This window comes from Stenotrophomonas sp. AR029, from assembly GCF_047520695.2.
GTDB lineage: Bacteria > Pseudomonadota > Gammaproteobacteria > Xanthomonadales > Xanthomonadaceae > Stenotrophomonas > Stenotrophomonas sepilia.
Map to the genome: position 1 here is coordinate 51,899 of NZ_JAXBQQ020000001.1, position 16,871 is coordinate 68,769.

Annotated in this window: 14 protein-coding genes and 7 tRNA genes; 11 read left to right on the forward strand and 10 right to left on the reverse strand. The window is 66.2% G+C overall.

Annotated elements, in window-relative coordinates:
* Positions 1 to 17 precede the first annotated feature (17 nt).
* The 5 genes from adiC to ACM0PB_RS00260 all read right to left on the reverse strand — a co-directional run bounded on the left by adiC (position 18) and on the right by ACM0PB_RS00260 (position 6,218).
* The gene (gene adiC, locus ACM0PB_RS00240) at positions 18 to 1,370 is read right to left on the reverse strand and encodes an arginine/agmatine antiporter (RefSeq protein ID WP_414604882.1); all 1,353 of its coding nucleotides are present in this window, start codon (positions 1,368 to 1,370) and stop codon (positions 18 to 20) included.
* Positions 1,371 to 1,446: 76 nt separating this feature from the next.
* Entirely contained in the window at positions 1,447 to 2,877 is a 1,431-nt protein-coding gene (locus tag ACM0PB_RS00245) for a DcaP family trimeric outer membrane transporter (RefSeq protein ID WP_065196105.1), read from the reverse strand.
* 514 nt (positions 2,878 to 3,391) lie between these two features.
* Positions 3,392 to 4,234 carry a thiol:disulfide interchange protein DsbG gene (gene dsbG, locus ACM0PB_RS00250; RefSeq protein WP_065178513.1) on the reverse strand — a complete coding sequence of 281 codons (843 nt, stop codon included), beginning with the start codon at positions 4,232 to 4,234 and terminating at the stop codon, positions 3,392 to 3,394.
* 30 nt (positions 4,235 to 4,264) lie between these two features.
* The gene (locus ACM0PB_RS00255; RefSeq protein ID WP_065185759.1) at positions 4,265 to 5,068 is read right to left on the reverse strand and encodes a TlpA disulfide reductase family protein; all 804 of its coding nucleotides are present in this window, start codon (positions 5,066 to 5,068) and stop codon (positions 4,265 to 4,267) included.
* An 82-nt stretch (positions 5,069 to 5,150) separates the two neighbouring features.
* The gene (locus ACM0PB_RS00260; protein WP_414604883.1) at positions 5,151 to 6,218 is read right to left on the reverse strand and encodes a GlxA family transcriptional regulator; all 1,068 of its coding nucleotides are present in this window, start codon (positions 6,216 to 6,218) and stop codon (positions 5,151 to 5,153) included.
* A gap of 186 nt (positions 6,219 to 6,404) precedes the next feature.
* On the opposite strand from ACM0PB_RS00260, the gene ACM0PB_RS00265 reads away from it, so the two are divergent.
* From ACM0PB_RS00265 to ACM0PB_RS00295, 7 genes are all read left to right on the forward strand, one after another.
* A complete protein-coding gene (locus tag ACM0PB_RS00265) occupies positions 6,405 to 6,803 on the forward strand; it encodes a heavy metal-responsive transcriptional regulator (protein ID WP_049415383.1) in 399 nt (132 codons plus the stop codon).
* 103 nt (positions 6,804 to 6,906) lie between these two features.
* A tRNA-Ala gene (locus tag ACM0PB_RS00270) sits at positions 6,907 to 6,982 on the forward strand.
* Positions 6,983 to 7,036: 54 nt separating this feature from the next.
* A tRNA-Glu gene (locus ACM0PB_RS00275) sits at positions 7,037 to 7,112 on the forward strand.
* 185 nt (positions 7,113 to 7,297) lie between these two features.
* Positions 7,298 to 7,373: transfer RNA gene (locus ACM0PB_RS00280), tRNA-Ala, on the forward strand.
* A gap of 49 nt (positions 7,374 to 7,422) precedes the next feature.
* Positions 7,423 to 7,498: transfer RNA gene (locus tag ACM0PB_RS00285), tRNA-Glu, on the forward strand.
* A 44-nt stretch (positions 7,499 to 7,542) separates the two neighbouring features.
* Positions 7,543 to 7,618 (forward strand) — tRNA-Ala (locus tag ACM0PB_RS00290).
* A 47-nt stretch (positions 7,619 to 7,665) separates the two neighbouring features.
* Positions 7,666 to 7,741, forward strand: a tRNA-Glu gene (locus ACM0PB_RS00295).
* Positions 7,742 to 7,836: 95 nt separating this feature from the next.
* Here ACM0PB_RS00295 and ACM0PB_RS00300 read toward each other — a convergent pair.
* Entirely contained in the window at positions 7,837 to 8,253 is a 417-nt protein-coding gene (locus tag ACM0PB_RS00300) for a GNAT family N-acetyltransferase (RefSeq protein ID WP_053500686.1), read from the reverse strand.
* A gap of 76 nt (positions 8,254 to 8,329) precedes the next feature.
* Between ACM0PB_RS00300 and ACM0PB_RS00305 the strand changes: the two genes are divergently transcribed.
* Positions 8,330 to 9,286, forward strand: a complete 957-nt coding sequence (locus ACM0PB_RS00305) for an SOS response-associated peptidase family protein (RefSeq protein ID WP_065178515.1) — start codon at positions 8,330 to 8,332, stop codon at positions 9,284 to 9,286.
* A gap of 123 nt (positions 9,287 to 9,409) precedes the next feature.
* Here the strand turns inward: ACM0PB_RS00305 and ACM0PB_RS00310 are convergent, their stop codons facing one another.
* Positions 9,410 to 9,790, reverse strand: a complete 381-nt coding sequence (locus ACM0PB_RS00310) for a response regulator (protein ID WP_005417125.1) — start codon at positions 9,788 to 9,790, stop codon at positions 9,410 to 9,412.
* Positions 9,791 to 9,922: 132 nt separating this feature from the next.
* Between ACM0PB_RS00310 and ACM0PB_RS00315 the strand changes: the two genes are divergently transcribed.
* Positions 9,923 to 10,008 (forward strand) — tRNA-Leu (locus ACM0PB_RS00315).
* A gap of 504 nt (positions 10,009 to 10,512) precedes the next feature.
* On the opposite strand, the gene ACM0PB_RS00320 is transcribed toward ACM0PB_RS00315, so the two are convergent.
* Positions 10,513 to 12,339 carry a methyl-accepting chemotaxis protein gene (locus tag ACM0PB_RS00320; protein WP_279946192.1) on the reverse strand — a complete coding sequence of 609 codons (1,827 nt, stop codon included), beginning with the start codon at positions 12,337 to 12,339 and terminating at the stop codon, positions 10,513 to 10,515.
* Positions 12,340 to 12,871: 532 nt separating this feature from the next.
* Between ACM0PB_RS00320 and ACM0PB_RS00325 the strand changes: the two genes are divergently transcribed.
* Together ACM0PB_RS00325 and ACM0PB_RS00330 are read left to right on the forward strand one after the other, a co-directional pair.
* Entirely contained in the window at positions 12,872 to 13,960 is a 1,089-nt protein-coding gene (locus tag ACM0PB_RS00325) for a DUF5694 domain-containing protein (protein WP_065185760.1), read from the forward strand.
* Between the two features lie 61 nt (positions 13,961 to 14,021).
* Positions 14,022 to 14,312, forward strand: coding sequence for a putative quinol monooxygenase (locus ACM0PB_RS00330; RefSeq protein ID WP_065185761.1), 291 nt, complete (start codon positions 14,022 to 14,024; stop codon positions 14,310 to 14,312).
* On the opposite strand, the gene ACM0PB_RS00335 is transcribed toward ACM0PB_RS00330, so the two are convergent.
* Both ACM0PB_RS00335 and ACM0PB_RS00340 read right to left on the reverse strand, forming a co-directional pair.
* Positions 14,254 to 14,556, reverse strand: coding sequence for a hypothetical protein (locus ACM0PB_RS00335; RefSeq protein ID WP_032954271.1), 303 nt, complete (start codon positions 14,554 to 14,556; stop codon positions 14,254 to 14,256). The genes ACM0PB_RS00330 and ACM0PB_RS00335 overlap by 59 nt on opposite strands.
* Before the next feature lie 62 nt (positions 14,557 to 14,618).
* Positions 14,619 to 16,808: a PAS domain S-box protein gene (locus ACM0PB_RS00340; protein ID WP_065178518.1), complete on the reverse strand. Its 2,190-nt coding sequence runs from the start codon at positions 16,806 to 16,808 to the stop codon at positions 14,619 to 14,621.
* Positions 16,809 to 16,871: the final 63 nt, after the last annotated feature.

Here is a 16,871-nt window from a genome sequence, read left to right on the forward strand (position 1 = left end):
GATTCTCCTTGTCGAACTCAGGAACGCTGGGCGCCGGCGCTGATGGCCGATGCCTCGCGGGCGCGCTGCCGCTGCTGGCGGCGCTCCTCGCTGAAGAAGGGATAGAACACGGTGATGAACAGCACGAACAGGAAGGCGTACTGCACGATGGTTCCCGACGAGCCGTAGATCGCCCACAGGCAGTACACGACGGTCAGGCTGGTGAGGGTCCAGAACGCACCGGTATGGACCAGGGTGTGCGAACGCTCGACCACGAAGTAGCAGGCCACGCACGAGTAGATGTAGGGCAGCAGGGTCAGCACCACGGCCGCCGACGTGATCACGTCGAACTGGGCCGACGCGGTTTCCGAGGTGGACGTCACCAGCACCGCCAGGGTCATCAGCACCGCCACGATCAGCACGCCCTTGACCGGCACGTCGTCCTTGTTGGTCTTGCTGAAGATGCTCGGGAACAGGCCATCATCCGAGGCCGCCTTGGCACTCTGCGCGGTCAGCAGGATCCAGCCGCCCAGCGAACCGGCGGCGCCGATGAAGGCGCACAGGCTGACCAGCGCGCCGCCCCAGCCGCCGACCGCCTTGGCCGCCGCCAGCGCGAACGGCGCGTCGGAGGTCTGCAGCTCGCCATTGGGCACCATGCCCATGATCACTGAGGAACTGGCGATGTAGGCGATGGCAGCCAGGAACACACCGGCCAGAGTGGCACGGGCCACGTTCTTCTCCGGGTTCTCGACCACGCCAGCCGTGACCGAAGCCGATTCGACACCGATGAAAGCCCACAGGGTCAGTGCCGCGGCACTGGAGATCGCACCGAAGTTGGACTCACCGGACACGTTGTAGGCGCCCTTGAAAATTTCGGCATCGAAGAAGAACCAGCCGAAAATGGCGATGCCCAGGATCGGCACCAGCGCGAAACTGGTGGTGACCGTCTGCACACGGCTGACGAAGGCCGGGCCGATCACGTTGGCAAAGCTCAGCGCCCACACCAGGATCAGCACCGCGATGCAGCGCACCAGCGGCTCGGACAGGATCGGGAAGAAGTAGCTGAAGTAGCCCACCGCGGCGATCGGTATGGCAACGTTGCCGATCCAGTTGGCGAACCAGTAGATGGTATTGGTCTGGAAGCCCATGTAAGGCCCGAACCAGTCACGCGCATAGGCATACGGACCGCCCGCCTTCGGCGCCAGCTTGCCCAGCTTGGCGAATACGAAGGCCAGCAACAGCGCACCGGCCGTGGTGATCAGCCAGCCCCAGATCGATGCGGTACCGATCTTGGCCAGGCTGGACGGCAACAGGAACACGCCTGAGCCCATCATGTTGCCAGCGACGAGGAAGGTGGCTCCGACCACCCCGATTTTCTTTGCTTCTGCCATGACAATCTCCTGTACTGGCATGAGCCCGGTGCGGCCGGGCGTGGGGACGGTTGCGCTGGCGTAACGCCGCTGGCGCTTACTTGATGAAGTTGTATTGCAGGCTGCCCTGCACCCGGACCGTGTCGCCGCGCGCGCCGCCCTGCTGTTCCAGGCGGCCGTACAGCAGCTCCATGCCCATCGTCCACGACGGCGCCGGGCTCCAGATCAGGTTGAACACGCCGTATCGGCTCTGCCGGAAGGCGTCGGCAGCGAGTGCCGCGTTCCGCTCCAGGGTCAGCTGGCCGAAGATCAGGTTCGAACGCCACAGCTCGGACCAGTAATGCGTGTAGCCGACGAAGCCGCCGTGCAGGTCCAGCGCGTCGAGACGGCCATCGGCACCGACCACCGCGTCCAGCCCGGAGCCGGTCAGGTCCGCGGTGTAGCGGCTGAGGCCGCGCCCGCCGAGCGCGCCGAACAGCAACAGATCGCGCTCGCCTACCGATGCCGAGCCACTGAACTGCAGGCCGCCGGCCATGCGCCGGTCGCGCTCGCCCTCGCCGTCATAGGCCAGGCTGCGCGCCACCGCGCCCAGCTGAAGATGGCCCCAGTCACGCTCCATGCGTGCGGTCACGGTCACATCCGGCAGCCGGTTCACTGCGGCCCGTTCATCACTGGCACCGGCCAGTTCGGTCTTGGGGTCTTCGGCGGCCAGCGTCAGGGTGTTGCCCTTGCCCATCGCGAAGCTGTGGTGGATGCCGGCCACCAGCAGATAGCCGGCGCCGCCGGGACCGGCGAAGTCGAGCGTGTCGGGCAGGCTGTCCGGGTCCATGAAACTGGAGTAACCGTAGCCGGCATAGGTATTGCCAAGCTGGCCATACGCGTGGCGCAGGCGGAACGCGTAGCCATCGCTGCTGCCGAAGAAATCATTCTCCAGGTAGAAGCGCAGGTTGCCGTGCGTGGTCGGGCGCCGCGCCTCGAAGCTGAAGCGGGTCTGCTTGGCGTGGATGTTGAAATTGGAAACATCGCGATGGCTGCCGCCCACCGGCATCGACGAAGGGATGAACTGATCCTCGTCACCGGCCGCACGCGAATCTGCAATCGCATCGAGCTTGGCATAGCCGCCAATGCGGATCACCGTGTCAGTACCTGGAATGGCAAAGAAGCCCTTCAGATCCGGGTCGGTCGGCCCAGCAGCGCTGTCGGGACGCGAGGCCGCCGTTGAGGGATCGGCCACCGATTCGCGCTGCGGCAGCACCGGTTGCGCCACACCCGGCACCTGGGTGGGATGCAGCAGGTTGGCGCTGCTGCCAGGTGGTGTCACCGGCGCCGCTACCTGCGCAGCGGCCGCGACAGCGCCCTCGCGTTGTTCGAGCTGATCCAGGCGCTTCTGCATGCCCTCCAGTGCCTGCCGCATGGCAGCGATTTCCTGGCGCAATGCGTGCGCATCCTCCTGGCCATTCTGCTGCGCATATGCTGGCGTGACCGCCAGCGCGGTCAGGCAGGCCAGACTCAGTACCGCAAAGCGCATTGCATCCTCCCTGGACGAACATTCGCAGCGCACTGACGGCGCGCGCGCAGGCGCAGCTCCGACGTTGCGTTGCCGTTGCTGGAAATGCGGGTACTGCGTCGACGACACCGGCCAGCCTGCGCGTGGCAGGCAACAGGACGATGACACTGCCCCGCCCGTACCGATATCGACGCCATCAGGGCCGCACTGCCGGAGAGGTGGCGACCGCAGCAGTCTGGGTAACAACCAAGGAGTGAGAACGTCGTGAATGGCTGTGCCGACTGCCCCGGTTCAGGGCGTGTCAGGCGCGGCATCCCTGGCGCGTTGACGCTGTATTCCATGCGTCACAGGCTAGTCCGCCTGTCGTTTTTGGCCTTGATTGGAATCAAGGCGCGATGCTTGATGTCAGTCACGATTCAGACGTGACGACGAACAGGTGGTGCGCAGCCTGCATCACCCGCACAAGTGACGAAACGCAACAGGCCCGCATGCTGCCATGCGGGCCTGTGGTGTCGCATCACGACATGGGTGCCGATCAGCGTGGGCCCAGCACTGTCTGCAGGTCAGCGCCCTGTGGCAGGCCGGCGCGACGCTGCACCTGGCCCTGTGCATCCTGGAACAGGATGCCCGGCGTGCCCTGGAAGCCCATTTCAATCATCAGCACCTGGTTGGCGTCGAGCTTGGCGGCGATCTCGCGGCTGATGCTCGGCAGGGCCTTGATGCCACCACGGTCGAACTGGTGTTCGTTTTCCAGCAAGGCCGCACTCGGGTCACGCGCAGACAGGATGGCCGCAGCCTTGGCCGGGCTGTCCTCGCGAATCACGCCGACCATGATGTGGCGCAACTGCACCTTGCCGGCGTCGACCCACGGACGCGCTGCTTCCCAGAACTTGTGGCAGTACGGGCAGTTGGCATCACTGAAGGTATAGACCACGCGCGGCGCATCGGCCTTGCCGTCACGCACCCAGGCACTGGCCTCCAGCTTGGTCCACATCCTGGCCGACATCGGTGCTGAAACCAGCTTCTCCACCGCCTCGGCGGCCACGTCGTTGCCCTCGGCATCGAACAGGCTGCCTACCAGCACATGCTTGCCGTCGGCGGTGACATAGGCTGCGGCCGGTTGCTGCCCACCCACCACGCCAGCGAATCCACGCAGGCCACCCGGTGCATCGAACTCGGCAACGACTTCAAAACCGTGCTTCTCGATGCCTTTCAGCACTGCGGGGCGCTCGCCCTTGGCCGCTGGGGCCTGAGCGCTCGCTGCCGGCGCTGCCGTTGCCTTGCCTGGCGGGGTCTGGGCCTGACTGCAGGCGGCCAATGCCAGCATGACCGGCAGCAACAGCACCGCCGAAGCGATGCGCAGGGAAGTCGACAACATGGGAACTCCGTAGTGAGATGCCCGCGCAGGCTACCGCAGCCGGCGCAGTTTGTGTTCAAGACCCGCCGCCGTCAGTTCGCCAAGGTGCAGTTCACGCAGGCGGCCTTCGGCGTCGAAGAACAGCGTCGATGGATAGGCCTGTACACCCAGCACGGTTGACGCCGAGGCGGTATCGTCCAGCAATACATTGCCCAGCCGGAGCTGTTCGGATGCGATGAAACCCTTCACTTTGTCCAGGGTTTCTCCCTGGTTGAGGAACACGAACTGCACGTCAGTGTGGGTCTGCTGTGCGGATGCCAGTACCGGCATCTCGCGACGGCAGGGACCACACCAGCTGGCCCAGAGATTCAGCACCACCGGTTTGCCACGGAATTGCTGCAGGTCGATCCTGCGCCCCTGCAGATCGGCCACCTGGACCGCCGGCAGCGGCATTCGCCGCTCCTGCCATGTTGCCAGCAGGTGGCTGCCCGCCGCCCACAGCACCACACCCACCAGCGCCCCCGCCAGCACCGGCGCACGCAACGCGCGCCACAGCCGCAGCCGCCAGGTGCCCCACGCCAGGCCCGCAACCAGCACGACGGCAAGGTGATACCCACCGTCGGCGATCTGCAGGATGCTCCAGGGGGCCTCACGGTAGAGCGCGAAGTTCAAGGCCACGAAGCTGATGCGTCCACACAGCAGGCCGATCAGCAACATGTCCAGGACCAGGCTGGCCGCGGAAGGCACTGCCATCCCGTCCTTCGGCCGCGGCCACAGGTGGGCCACCGCCATGGCCATAAGCACGCACATCAGGATCAGCACCACCGGTATCGGCACCGGTCCAACACTCGACATCAACCCACCTGTCACATCATCTCGTTGCCTGCATGGTCAAAGCGTCGCGCCCAGGTTGCAAGTGCGACGCCCACCGCAGGCTTCAGGCCGCGCTGCGCGGCATCTGCATGCCAGGCGCCGGTTGCAGCCCGCGCAGGCTGCCCGCCACCGACGACAACAGCGGCCGTTCGCGCCGTTTGTTGTTGACCTGCCGCCGATAGTTGGCCGGCGTCATTCCAACAATGCGCAGGAACAGGCGGCGGAATGCGCTCTGGTCTGCATAGCCCACACCCCAGGCCACTTCATCGATACCCGCCCCCTGTTGCAGCAATGTCTGTGCCTTGGCGATACGCAACCGCTGGCAATACTCGATCGGACGCAGGCCGGTGGCCTTCAGGAAGCGCCGCTGCAGAGTCCGTGGCTCCAGTCCGGAAACCTCGCAGATCGCTCCGAGCGTGGCCCCACGCGCAGCGGTGGTATGCAGCCAGCGTTGCGCCTTCAGTACGTCGCGATCGCCGTGGGCGAAGTTGGCACTGAAACGCTCCAGATCCTGCTGGATCGCCGCGGGCACCGTGATCCCCAACTGCTGCGCCACGGAACTCGCTACGCCCTGGCCGTGCAGCCGGTACAGCAGCCGCAGGGCGAGGAAGCGCCAGGCCTGGGAACCGGCCACTGTCAGCAGATCACCGTCGTCGACCAGCGCGCGCTCACTGGGCACCCAGCTGGCCGACTGCCCCTGCAGGCCCGGATGGCGCCCGAGGTCCGGCCCACTGACGGTGCGCCCGGCAAGCAGACCCGCGCGTGCCAGCATGCTGACACCATCGCTGGCAGCTGCCAGCAGACTGCCGCCATCGTAATGCGCGCGCAGCCAATCCAGCAGGACCTCATCGGCGCGCAGGCAGACGCCTTGACTGATCTGGCCAGGCACGGCGATCACGGCGGGAATGTCCGCCTCGAGCATCTCCGCGCCGGCAATGCGATGCACGCCGGTCTGGCTGGCTGGCACGCCCCAGCGGGTCACCAGGACACGCTTGAACGGGCGACGCTGCTGCTGGGCAAGCCGGTTGGCGACGTGTGCCATTTCGGTCAGCACCGAGGCCGCCGACGGGTCCCCTCCCGGGTACTCGACCACCGCGACCTCTACGAATCCCTCGTTCCTGAATCCTTCCACAGAGCATCTCCTCGGTTCGTTGCAGGCCATCCAGCGGCCGGTTCAGGCGCAGGGTAGGAACTGCCACGACGGCGGGGCTATGAAGAAAGTTGCAAAGTGCGCTGAATGCGCCGTCAGCGACGGGAGCTTGACCCTGGACCTGACTCCAGGCTTCAGAATGACCGGCAGCATCCGCAGGAATCCGCCATGAACATTGGTCAACTGGCGCGCCAGGCCGGCGTACCGATCGATACCGTGCGCTACTACGAGCGCCAGCAGTTGCTGCCCACCGCGGCACGCTCGGCCGGGGGCTACCGCATCTTCGGTGAGCAGGACCTGCGCCGGCTGCGCTTCATCCGCCGCGCCAAGACGCTGGGCTTCAGCCTGGAACAAATCGCCGAACTGCTGGCACTCAGTGATCGCCACCCGCAGGACATGGGCAGCGTGCGCGACGCGGCACAGGCCCGCCTACAGGACATCGCGCAGCGCATGGCTGAACTGCAACGCATGCACAGCGCGCTCTCGCAGCTGGTCGACGCCTGCCCCGGCCACGGCACCCTGGATCAGTGCCCGATCCTGGCGGCGCTGACCGACGGCGCCGACTGAGTACGTGCGATCGTCGCCCCCCTCGCAACGCACGTGAAGAAAAGTGCAACAAATGCTTGCCAACCCTCTGGGGCAAGGCTATTATTTCGCTCCTCAGCGACGTGGGGCCATAGCTCAGCTGGGAGAGCGCCTGCATGGCATGCAGGAGGTCAGCGGTTCGATCCCGCTTGGCTCCACCAATCTTTCGGCATTAGGCCGTCGAAAGGTCGCTAAAGAACATTGATGAGAATTGCGTCCCCATCGTCTAGAGGCCTAGGACATCACCCTTTCACGGTGGCGACCGGGGTTCGAATCCCCGTGGGGACGCCACTCATCACGAACAACGAGGACCCGGCCGATAACCGGGTCTTTTTTGTTCACCGCCTACTGGCATTCAGGTTGTGGCGTTGCGGTTCCCCTGCCCTTGGTGGCGAAGGTTGAACCGGGACGAAAAAAGTTCGAAAAAAGCTTCCACAAACGTGAACACGCAGGTATGATAGGCGGCTCGGTAACACGGGGCCATAGCTCAGCTGGGAGAGCGCCTGCATGGCATGCAGGAGGTCAGCGGTTCGATCCCGCTTGGCTCCACCACTTTCGACATTAGGCCGTCGAAAGTTCTACAACTTGAAGTTTTTCGTGCGTCCCCATCGTCTAGAGGCCTAGGACATCACCCTTTCACGGTGGCGACCGGGGTTCGAATCCCCGTGGGGACGCCAGTTTCAAGACGGACTCTGCTCCTGGCAGATATCCAGAGTTTCATGGGGCCATAGCTCAGCTGGGAGAGCGCCTGCATGGCATGCAGGAGGTCAGCGGTTCGATCCCGCTTGGCTCCACCACTTCGACATTAGGCCGTCGAAGGATCTACAACTTGAAGTTTTCGTGCGTCCCCATCGTCTAGAGGCCTAGGACATCACCCTTTCACGGTGGCGACCGGGGTTCGAATCCCCGTGGGGACGCCAATTCTTGAAAACCCCGGCTTCGGCCGGGGTTTTTCTTTGCCCGCGATCTGCCATCAAACCGCCCTGCGCGTAGATGACTTCACCCCGCCCACGGCTCAGAACCGCCGATACATCCCGATCGATGCCGGCGCAGTCGGTGCGAAACCAAACTGTGCATACAGCCGATGCGCCTCGCCATCGGCCAGCAGGCTGACGTAAGCCGACGGCGGCAGGTTGGCCTGCATCCAGCCGTCCAGCCGCCGCATCACTTCCTTGCCCAGGCCCTGCCCCTGCAAACGCGGCAGCACCGCGATATCACAGACCTGCAGGTGGCAGCCGCCATCGCCGACGATACGGCCCATCGCCACAAGTTCTGCACCCTGGTAAGCGCACACGCCGAACAACGTATTGGGCAGCGCGCGGGCGGCTGCTTCGCGGGACTTGGCGCTGAGGCCTGCGAGCACGCGCAACTGGCAGTAGTCCTCGACCGTGGGTACGGCTTCGCGGAACTGGCAGGTGATGGAACCATTCATGCGGCATCTCCGGATGGGTCGGGCTATCCTGCCGCATCCACGTCGCAGCCGCTGCGACCCAGGCCCAAAGAGTCCCATGTGCTATTCCGCCCTGATCCGCGCTGACTACGCCAAGCTGGTACGCGAGTTCGGCGCCATCCTGTCGCTGGAGGACTTCGCCGAGCTGTACGCACACGATCCGGGCAAGAAGCGGCCGAAGACCCCGAAGGCGATGGATGACGGATTCGCCGGTGCGCGTACCGAACAGGGGCGGGACATCGTGGCGAAGATCCAGCAATGGCATGCGCAGGAGCAACAGGCACTGGAGGCCGAACTGGCCCGGCAACGCGAACGACGCGATATTGCCCATGCCACGCTGGCCACCCGGCCCACGCAGAAGGCGCGCAACGACCTGCGCGTGGCCGGCAACCGCATCGAGCGCGCACAGGCCCGGCTGGAAGACCTGCATCGGGTGCAGCTGCTGCCGCGTGACAACCGCATTTTCCCCGGCACCTACGCACCGGTGATGGTCAGCGAGAACGGCCAGCGCGTGATCAGGCCGATGCGCTACCAGTGCCGGCTGCCGGACAAGCCGGCGCGCAACGACGTGCTTTACCCCGGCACCTACAATGCGCGGCGCGACAGCCTGGAAGGTTACTGGCGGGGTGCGTTCGGACTGCGCCATGGCGTGGTGGTGGTACAGGCGTTCTACGAGCACGTGCCCCGCCACGCCATCGCCGGCCGCACCCTCGGTGCCGACGAAAAGGAACAGGACGTGGTACTCGAATTCCGTCCCGATCCGCCGCGCGACCTGCTGCTGGCCTGCCTCTGGGCAGAATGGGAAGGACCGGAAGGCCGCCTGCTGTCGTTTGCCACGATCACCGACGCACCGCCCAGCGACGTCGCCGCTGCCGGGCATGACCGCGGCGTAGTGCCGATCCGCAAGGAACACCTCGACGCCTGGCTCAACCCCGAACCGGATGACCTGGCGCGCCAGTACCGCATCCTCGACGACCGCGAGGAGATCCGTTACGTGTACAAGGAAGCGGGCTGAGCGCCGGACGCAATTGAAAAACCCCGCCTGGGCGGGGTTCCTGGATCAGGGGTTGCCGCCGAACATCGCAGACGCGAGCATTCACCCCCCGGCAGTATCCCCTGCAGGTCCGTGGCGGACGGCTCAGGCCTTGACGCTGGAGCGACCCACCGCACGCGCCAGCGCGCGTGACAGATCGGCCGACAGGTAGGGCTTGACCAGCAACAGGCCGGCCAACATCGGTGTTGGCAGCTGCTCGGCCAGCGTTCCGGTGGCCAGCACGAACGGAATGCCACGTGCCGAAAGCGCTGCAGCCACCGGTTCACTGGTCTCGTTGCGGGCCAGCCGGTAGTCCAGCAGGGCCACGTCCGGGGTGCTCTGCTCCAGCAGCTGCAGGGCTTCGGACACGCTCGCTGCAAGCCCGACCACAGTCGCGCCGGCATGCACCAACTGCATCTGCAGCAGGGCCGCACTCATTTCGTCGTTCTCGACCACCAGCACCCTCAGGTCCTGCAACACTGTCATCGGCTACCGCTCCTGGAGGCAATTGCACGCTGGGAGTATAGCTATCAAGGGGCCAATGCCGACAGGAACCGCCCTCATAGGCCCTCCTACTATGCATCGCCTGCCGACCTCGGTTACACTCGCACGCTGCCTGCCGGTGTGGCGGAATGGTATACGCAGCTGACTCAAAATCAGCCGGGGGTGACCCCATGAAGGTTCGAGTCCTTTCACCGGCACCACTGCATCAAAGGCCAGGTCCATGACCTGGCTTTTTGCATTTCCCGGGTCCGAGCGCCCGACACTGGCAAGCATGCCCCAGCATGCCCTGCCCGCGCGCTGCCCCTCCTGCGGGCGTCCGACGCCGTCGCCCGGTCCCACTACTTCTCGCTGCCAGGCGTGATCGAGCACACCAGCTGGGGCGACGTTTCCGAACGGGCGATGGCGCTGCAGATCGCCCGCCATCTGCCTGACGCATCCGATCAGCGCCGGGCGCTGGGACGCCAACAACCTGCAGGCGGCTGCCGCGATCCTCGACGGCTGCCCGCAACGCGGTGATGACCTGCTGGCCCGCGACGGCGGCGAGGAATTCATCGCCGCCCTGCGAGCGCCTGCGCGCCGCCGTGGAAGCCACCGCGCTGCCCGCCGCTGAGGCCCATGTGACCATCAGCATCGGCGTAGCCTGGCAGGTTGCACATGAGCAGGCCGCCCAACAAGGCCGGGGAACAGCACTCCGACCGCCGGGCCTAGACCGCGCGCAGCACCGCCCCACCGTGCAGGTGCCCGGCCCCGCCCTGCACCCGGAAGCTGGCCACCGTCTGCAGCAGCTGCGCCGACTGCTCTTCCATGCTGCGCGCTGCGGCCGAGGCTTCCTCGACCAGCGCGGCGTTCTGCTGGGTGCCCTGATCGATCAGATCGACGGCATGATTCATCTGCTGAATGTCGTCGCTCTGCTGCTGCGCGGCCGTGCTGATCTCGGACATCAGATCACTGACACGGCGCACATTGACCACGATCTCGTCCATGGTGCGTCCGGCGCTCTCAACCTGCGCGGTACCGGCGCCGACATTGGCCACCGACGCATCGATCAGCTGCTTGATCTCCTTCGCGGCACTGGCCGAGCGCTGCGACAGTTCGCGGATCTCGGTGGCGACCACGGCGAAGCCACGCCCGTGTTCGCCCGCACGCGCTGCTTCCACCGCCGCGTTCAACGCAAGGATGTTGGTCTGGAAAGCAATGCCGTCGATCACGCCGATGATGTCGACGATGCGCCGCGAGGACGCGTTGATCACGACCATGGTCTCGACCACTTCGTGCACCACGTTGCCACCGCGGGCAGCGACATCAGCAGCACCACCGGCCAGCTGACTGGCCTGCCGTGCGTTGGTCGCGGTGCGCTGCACGGTCTCGGCCAGGCCCTTCATCGACACCGCGGTCTCCTCCAGCGACGCGGCCTGCTGCTCGGTGCGCTGCGACAGATCGCTGTTGCCCTGCGCGATCTCGGTGGCACCGACGGCGATGGTGTCGGCGGCGAACTTGATCTGGGCGATGATCGCGGCCATCGCCTCCACCAACGAATTCACGCCTTCGCACAGCTCGGCGATCGGCCCGTTCTTGTCGGCAGTGGCCACGCGCCGGGTCAGGTCGCCCTCCTTCGCGGCCGCCACCACTTCACGGGTCTGCGCCACGGCACGTTGCATGGCCTGGTTCTCATGCACCTGCGCGGTGATGTCGGTGGCGTACTTGACCACCTTGAACGGCTTTCCGTTGAGATCCAGGATCGGGTTGTAGGACGCCTGGATCCAGACCTCGCGCCCGCCCTTGCCGAGGCGCCGGTACTGGCCGGCATCGTATTCGCCACGGCCGAGCTTCTCCCAGAACTGGCGATACTCGGCACTGCCACGATACTCGGGCTCGACGAACAGCGAGTGGTGCTGGCCACGCACGTCGTCCAGGCTGTAGCCGGTGGCGGCCAGGAAGTTGTCGTTGGCCGAAAGGATGCGGCCGTCCATGCCGAACTCGATCACCGCCTGCGACTTGTCGATCGCCGCCAGCTGCCCGGCCGAGTCGGCTGCCTGCAGCTTCTGCGCAGTGATGTCGGTGGCGAACTTGACCACCTTGTAAGGCCGCCCCTGCCGGTCCAGCACCGGGTTGTACGAGGCCTGGATCCAGATCTCGCGCTGGCCCTTGCCGAAGCGCCGGTACTGGCCAGCGTCATATTCGCCACGCCCCAGCCGCGCCCAGAACTCGCGGTACTCGGCGCTGCGCGCCTGCTCGGGATCGACGAACAGGGAATGATGCTTTCCCTGGATCTCCTCCAGCCGGTAGCCCATCGCCTGCAGGAAGTTGTCATTGGCCTGCAGGATGGTGCCATCGAGGGCGAACTCGATGACCGCCTGGACCCGGTGCAGCGCCGCGACCTGGGCTTCCAGCTCGGCACGGCCATCGGACACGGCCTCGGCGCCGGTGCGGTGCTGGGGAGCCAGCGCGCCCAGCAGGGCACGCCACGGCGACCAACGGGTATGCAGCTCGGCCGGCGCCTGCGCGCCCGCCGTGAAGCCTGGAATGAGCATTGTCTGATCCTCGGTGTCCGGTAAGCGGTTGCGACCCGACGGGCGGGATGCCCGGCGGCAACTTCAGGTGCCAGGGACTACAGGTGCCAACCGGCACCTCTCGAGCGACTGCCACGAACGTCTGCTGCGGGTGCGATCGGCATCTGGGAGCGGCGGAACACACAGCGCGGGCCGCCCATCGGGGACGGCCTGGGGTCCTGCGGCGGGTGACCGGAGCGGGATCCAGAGGGAGTATCGGCGAGGCGATCGGTGGCTTTAGCCGGATTACGCGACGTCCGTCGCAACTTCAGATGCGGCTGCAGGGACGCGGTAGACAATCGCGATGTACTTCACATTCTGCTCACGCTCGGCGGGGCACGGGGTGTCGTCACGGAACATATCGCGCGTTGCCGCCGTCACTGGGCATAGCCTTGCCCGGCACGCCGATGCAGTTCAAGCCCAAAAGGTTTGCATGACCAACGGGCGATTCCATGGCAGGTGAAAATGGCCAGCATGCAGCGAACCGCAGGACGCTCACTGACACGGAGATCGCATGTTCCCACGCTTGGCCAGCTTCCTGATCCTGGGCCTGTGCAGTACCGGCGCCCTCGCTGCCGATGCCACCTATCGGCCCGCCTTCCAGCCGGACCAGCTGAAGGGGCCGCCTGCAGGGCGACCGAACGAGGTACTGGTACTGGGCACCGCCCACCTGTCCGGCCTGCCCAAGTCCTTCCAGCCCGCCTTGCTTGAACCGTTGCTGCAGCGACTGGTCGCCTGGAAGCCCGGGCTGATCGCCACCGAAGACCTGTCCGGCCTCCAGTGCGATTCCATGCGTCGCTACCCGGAACGCTATGCGGAGAGCGTGGCCACCTACTGCTTCGACACCACCGCTGCGCAGGCTGCCACCGGCCTGGACGTGCCTTCAGCGAACGCCCAGGCCGAGCGCCTGCTTGCGACCTGGCCGGACGAGCCGACGCCCGCCCAGCGTCGTCGGCTCGCCGCATTGTTCCTGGCTGCGGGCGAACGCGGCTCGGCGCAGGTGCAATGGCTGCGCCTGCCTGCGTCCGAGCGCAAAGCCGGCGATGGGCTGACGCCGGCCCTGGTCGAGATCCTCGGCAAAGGCCTGGTCCGCCGCAATGAAACCAGCCTGATCGCCGCCGTCGTTGCCGCCCGCCTCGGGCATGAACGGCTGTGGGCCGTGGACGACCACACGGCCGATTCTCCCACACCGGCGGAGGATAAGGCGGCGGCCAGTGCAGCCATCACCGGTGCCTGGAACAATACGTACTTGCGGGCGCGACGGGAGGCCGATGAACGCCTCGTGGCCAATCTGGACAAGCCCGGTGGCGTCATGGCGCTGTATCAGGATTACAACAGCCCGGCGGCAGCGATGGCAGCGTACCAGAGCGACTTCGGCGCGACGCTCGTCGAGCCGTCCTCCAAGGCGTTCGGCCGGATGTATGTCGGTTACTGGGAAACCCGCAACCTGCGCATGGTCGCCAACATCCGCGACGTGCTGGGCCTGCACCCTGGCAGCCGAATGCTGGCCATCGTCGGTGCCTCGCACAAGGGCTACTACGAGGCCTACCTCAATCAGATGCACGACGTGCAGCTGGTCAGTACGGACGCAGTACTGCGTTGACCAGGATAGGTGCCGGCCATGCGCTGGCACTATCCTGCAAGGCCCGTCTGCAGGTGCCGACATGCTGAAAGTGATCGCCGAGGATTTCATCCATCCCGATGCCGTGGATACCGTGCTTCCCCTGTACCGCGAGCTGGTCGCATGCACGCAGCGAGAGCCGCTCTGCCTCGGCTATGAACTGTTCGTCGACCAGAAGGACCCCGGGCATTTCGTCTTCATCGAGCAATGGCCGGACCGCGACGCACTGGATATCCATTGCGCCAGCGAGCACTTCCAGCGTCTGGTGCCTCAGATCAACGCGTTCCAGCGCGCACCGTGCCGGGTCCTGCTGATGGACGCCGCACGGGTGTAGTGCCGGAAGCGAGACGCCCGCCGACGCTGCGGCCATGCCGCCACAGCAACAGGCAGGCTGCAACCGTGCACGCCAGGCTCAGGACCAGCAGCGCGACCGCGCCTTGCTGCAGCACGGGCAACAACGCCTGCGCGTACGGGTCGCCGCGCAGCTGTTCGGCGCGCAGGCAGGTGGCCAGCGCCAGGCACCAGCCGATCAGGGCCGGAATGAACATGCGCACCGCAACCGGGTTCCAGGCATTCATGGGTTCACCTGCTTGAGTGGAGATGCGCGCAGTATTCGCGCGCGTCCTCTCACAGGCTGAGATCAGTCCTGGGCGGCATCGGCATCGTCGCCTGGAAGCCCCGACAGCTCGCCCTGCACCTGCACGTTGTTGCGCCCCAGCGCCTTGGCCCGGTAGCACTGTGCATCGGCAGCGGCCACTGCCTGGTCCACGCTCATGCCCCCCGCCAGGGGCGCGATGCCGATGCTGGCACCGACCCGCAGCCGGTGCTGATCCCATGGAATGGACAGCGCTGACAGGGTCTGCAGGAGCTCACCGCCGATCCGTGCGGCACGACGCGGCGTACACCCGGACAGGATCACCGCGAACTCGTCGCCGCCCAGCCGCGCCACCACGTCCGAATCACGCACACCATGTCGCAGCACACTGGCCACCGCCCACAGCACGGCATCGCCGGCCAGGTGGCCCCAGGTGTCGTTGACCGGCTTGAAGCGGTCCAGATCGATGTACATCAGCGAGGCGGCCTGCCCGGTGCGCTCGACGCGGGTGATCGCCTGCTGCAGGTGCACCTCGAAACCGCGGCGGTTGCTCAGTTCGGTGAGTGGATCGATCTCGGCCAGGTGGCGGGCTTCGCGCTGCCGCGCCCGCTGCTGGGTGTCGTCGCGCAGCACCCACACCGCGCCGCGCACATGGCCTTCGTCATCGCGCAGCCAGGCCCGCGTCAGATCCACCGGCACCGTTGCCGTGCCCAGGCGCAGCAGCAGGTCGGCATGCAGGTCCACCGCGTTGCTTTCCGGGTCCAGGAGTACCTGCACATCCAGCACCGAGCCGGGCGCGTACTCGGTGGTCAGCGCCAGCACGTCCTGCACCCTGTGCCCGGCCAGCGACAGCGCGCCATCACCGGCCAGGGTGCGTACCGCGGCCGCGTTGGCATAGTCGATGCGGCCGTCAAGGTTGACGCTGAGCACCAGGTCGGCCACCGCATCCAGGGTGATGCGACTGCGCTGTTCGCTCTCGAACAGGCGTTGCTCACTGCTGCGCTGGGCGGTGATGTCCTGGATCTGCGACACGAAATGCAGTGGCTGGCCATGCTCGCTGCGCACCAGCGACACTGACAGCCGCGCCCAGATGATGCGGCCGTCGCGGTCGAGATAGCGCTTTTCAAGGTGGTAATGGCTGCGCCGTCCGGCCAGCAGGTCCTGCACCAGGGCCAGGTCGGTCTGCAGGTCATCGGGATGGGTCAGGCGCTGGAAGTCGACCTGCAGCAGCTCTTCGCGCGGGTAACCCAGGATCCGGCACAGCGCATCATTGACGTCCAGCCAACGCCCCTCCAGCGACACCAGCGCCATGCCCAACGCCGCCGACGTGAATGCACCGGCGAACTTCTCCGCCGACAGCCGCGCCTCAGCCCGTGCCTGCAGGATCTCGGTGATGTCGATGGCCATGCCGACGTAGCCGATGCGTGCGCCATCGGCACCTTCCATGCGGCTGATCGACAGGCGCACCTGGCGTGGCAGGCCCTCCTTGCGCAGCAACGTCCACTGCCGCGAGTAGGTCTGCCCGTCAGCGCGAGCACTGAGCGCTTCGAACACGTCGGGAAGGTTGCCCTCGGCATCGGCCAGCGGCTCCAGCCAGGCTTTCAGTTCCTCCGGATCGTGGAACGCATCGAGCCGGCGCTGGCCGACCACCTCCGCTGCGCTGTAGCCCAGCAGGCGCTCCGCACCCGTGTTGAACAGGGTGATGGTGCCATCGGTATCGGTGGCGATCACCGCTACCTCATCGGACGCATCGACCACGGCCTGCAGGCGTTGCCGGGTCTCGGCCGCGTCCTGCCTCGCCTGCTGCAGCTCGGTGACGTCAGCATGCGCGCCGGCCATCCACAGCGGCTTGCCCTGCCCATCCCATTCGAAGACCCGCCCGCGGTCCTGGATCCAGATCCACTGCCCGTTCTTGTGGCGCATGCGCAGCAGGCAGGCGTAGTTGTCGCTGCGGCCTTCGAAATGCTCATCCAGCGCCGCATCGGACAGCGCGATGTCATCGGGATGGACCAGCTTCAGGAACGTCTTCTGGCAGATGGGTTGCAGCTCTTCCAGGCGGTAGCCGACGATCTCAGCCCAGCGCGCGTTGACCCGCATCTCGCCGGTCTGCACGTTCCATTCCCAGGTTCCCGCGGCGGTACCGTCGATGATCATCGCCAGGCGGCGACGCTCTTCCGCCAGCTCCTGCAGGCGGCGCTCCAGCAGTCCATTGCCGTGGGTGCCCTGGCCCGGCATCAATCCGGTCCCCTGCCGGCACGGGCAGGCGCCGACCGCAGCGGAACGCTGCGACCGCCGGTA

Bases quoted from the DNA above. Each gene is read 5' to 3' on its own strand.
- ACM0PB_RS00320 (WP_279946192.1), bottom strand. From the start codon at position 12,339: ATGCTCATTCCAGGCTTCACGGCGGGCGCGCAGGCGCCGGCCGAGCTG.
- ACM0PB_RS00335 (WP_032954271.1), bottom strand. From the start codon at position 14,556: ATGAATGCCTGGAACCCGGTTGCGGTGCGCATGTTCATTCCGGCCCTG.
- ACM0PB_RS00305 (WP_065178515.1), top strand. From the start codon at position 8,330: ATGTGCTATTCCGCCCTGATCCGCGCTGACTACGCCAAGCTGGTACGC.
- dsbG (WP_065178513.1), bottom strand. From the start codon at position 4,234: ATGTTGTCGACTTCCCTGCGCATCGCTTCGGCGGTGCTGTTGCTGCCG.
- ACM0PB_RS00265 (WP_049415383.1), top strand. From the start codon at position 6,405: ATGAACATTGGTCAACTGGCGCGCCAGGCCGGCGTACCGATCGATACC.
- adiC (WP_414604882.1), bottom strand. From the start codon at position 1,370: ATGGCAGAAGCAAAGAAAATCGGGGTGGTCGGAGCCACCTTCCTCGTC.
- ACM0PB_RS00245 (WP_065196105.1), bottom strand. From the start codon at position 2,877: ATGCGCTTTGCGGTACTGAGTCTGGCCTGCCTGACCGCGCTGGCGGTC.
- ACM0PB_RS00310 (WP_005417125.1), bottom strand. From the start codon at position 9,790: ATGACAGTGTTGCAGGACCTGAGGGTGCTGGTGGTCGAGAACGACGAA.
- ACM0PB_RS00340 (WP_065178518.1), bottom strand. From the start codon at position 16,808: ATGCCGGGCCAGGGCACCCACGGCAATGGACTGCTGGAGCGCCGCCTG.
- ACM0PB_RS00330 (WP_065185761.1), top strand. From the start codon at position 14,022: ATGCTGAAAGTGATCGCCGAGGATTTCATCCATCCCGATGCCGTGGAT.
- ACM0PB_RS00255 (WP_065185759.1), bottom strand. From the start codon at position 5,068: ATGTCGAGTGTTGGACCGGTGCCGATACCGGTGGTGCTGATCCTGATG.
- ACM0PB_RS00300 (WP_053500686.1), bottom strand. From the start codon at position 8,253: ATGAATGGTTCCATCACCTGCCAGTTCCGCGAAGCCGTACCCACGGTC.
- ACM0PB_RS00325 (WP_065185760.1), top strand. From the start codon at position 12,872: ATGTTCCCACGCTTGGCCAGCTTCCTGATCCTGGGCCTGTGCAGTACC.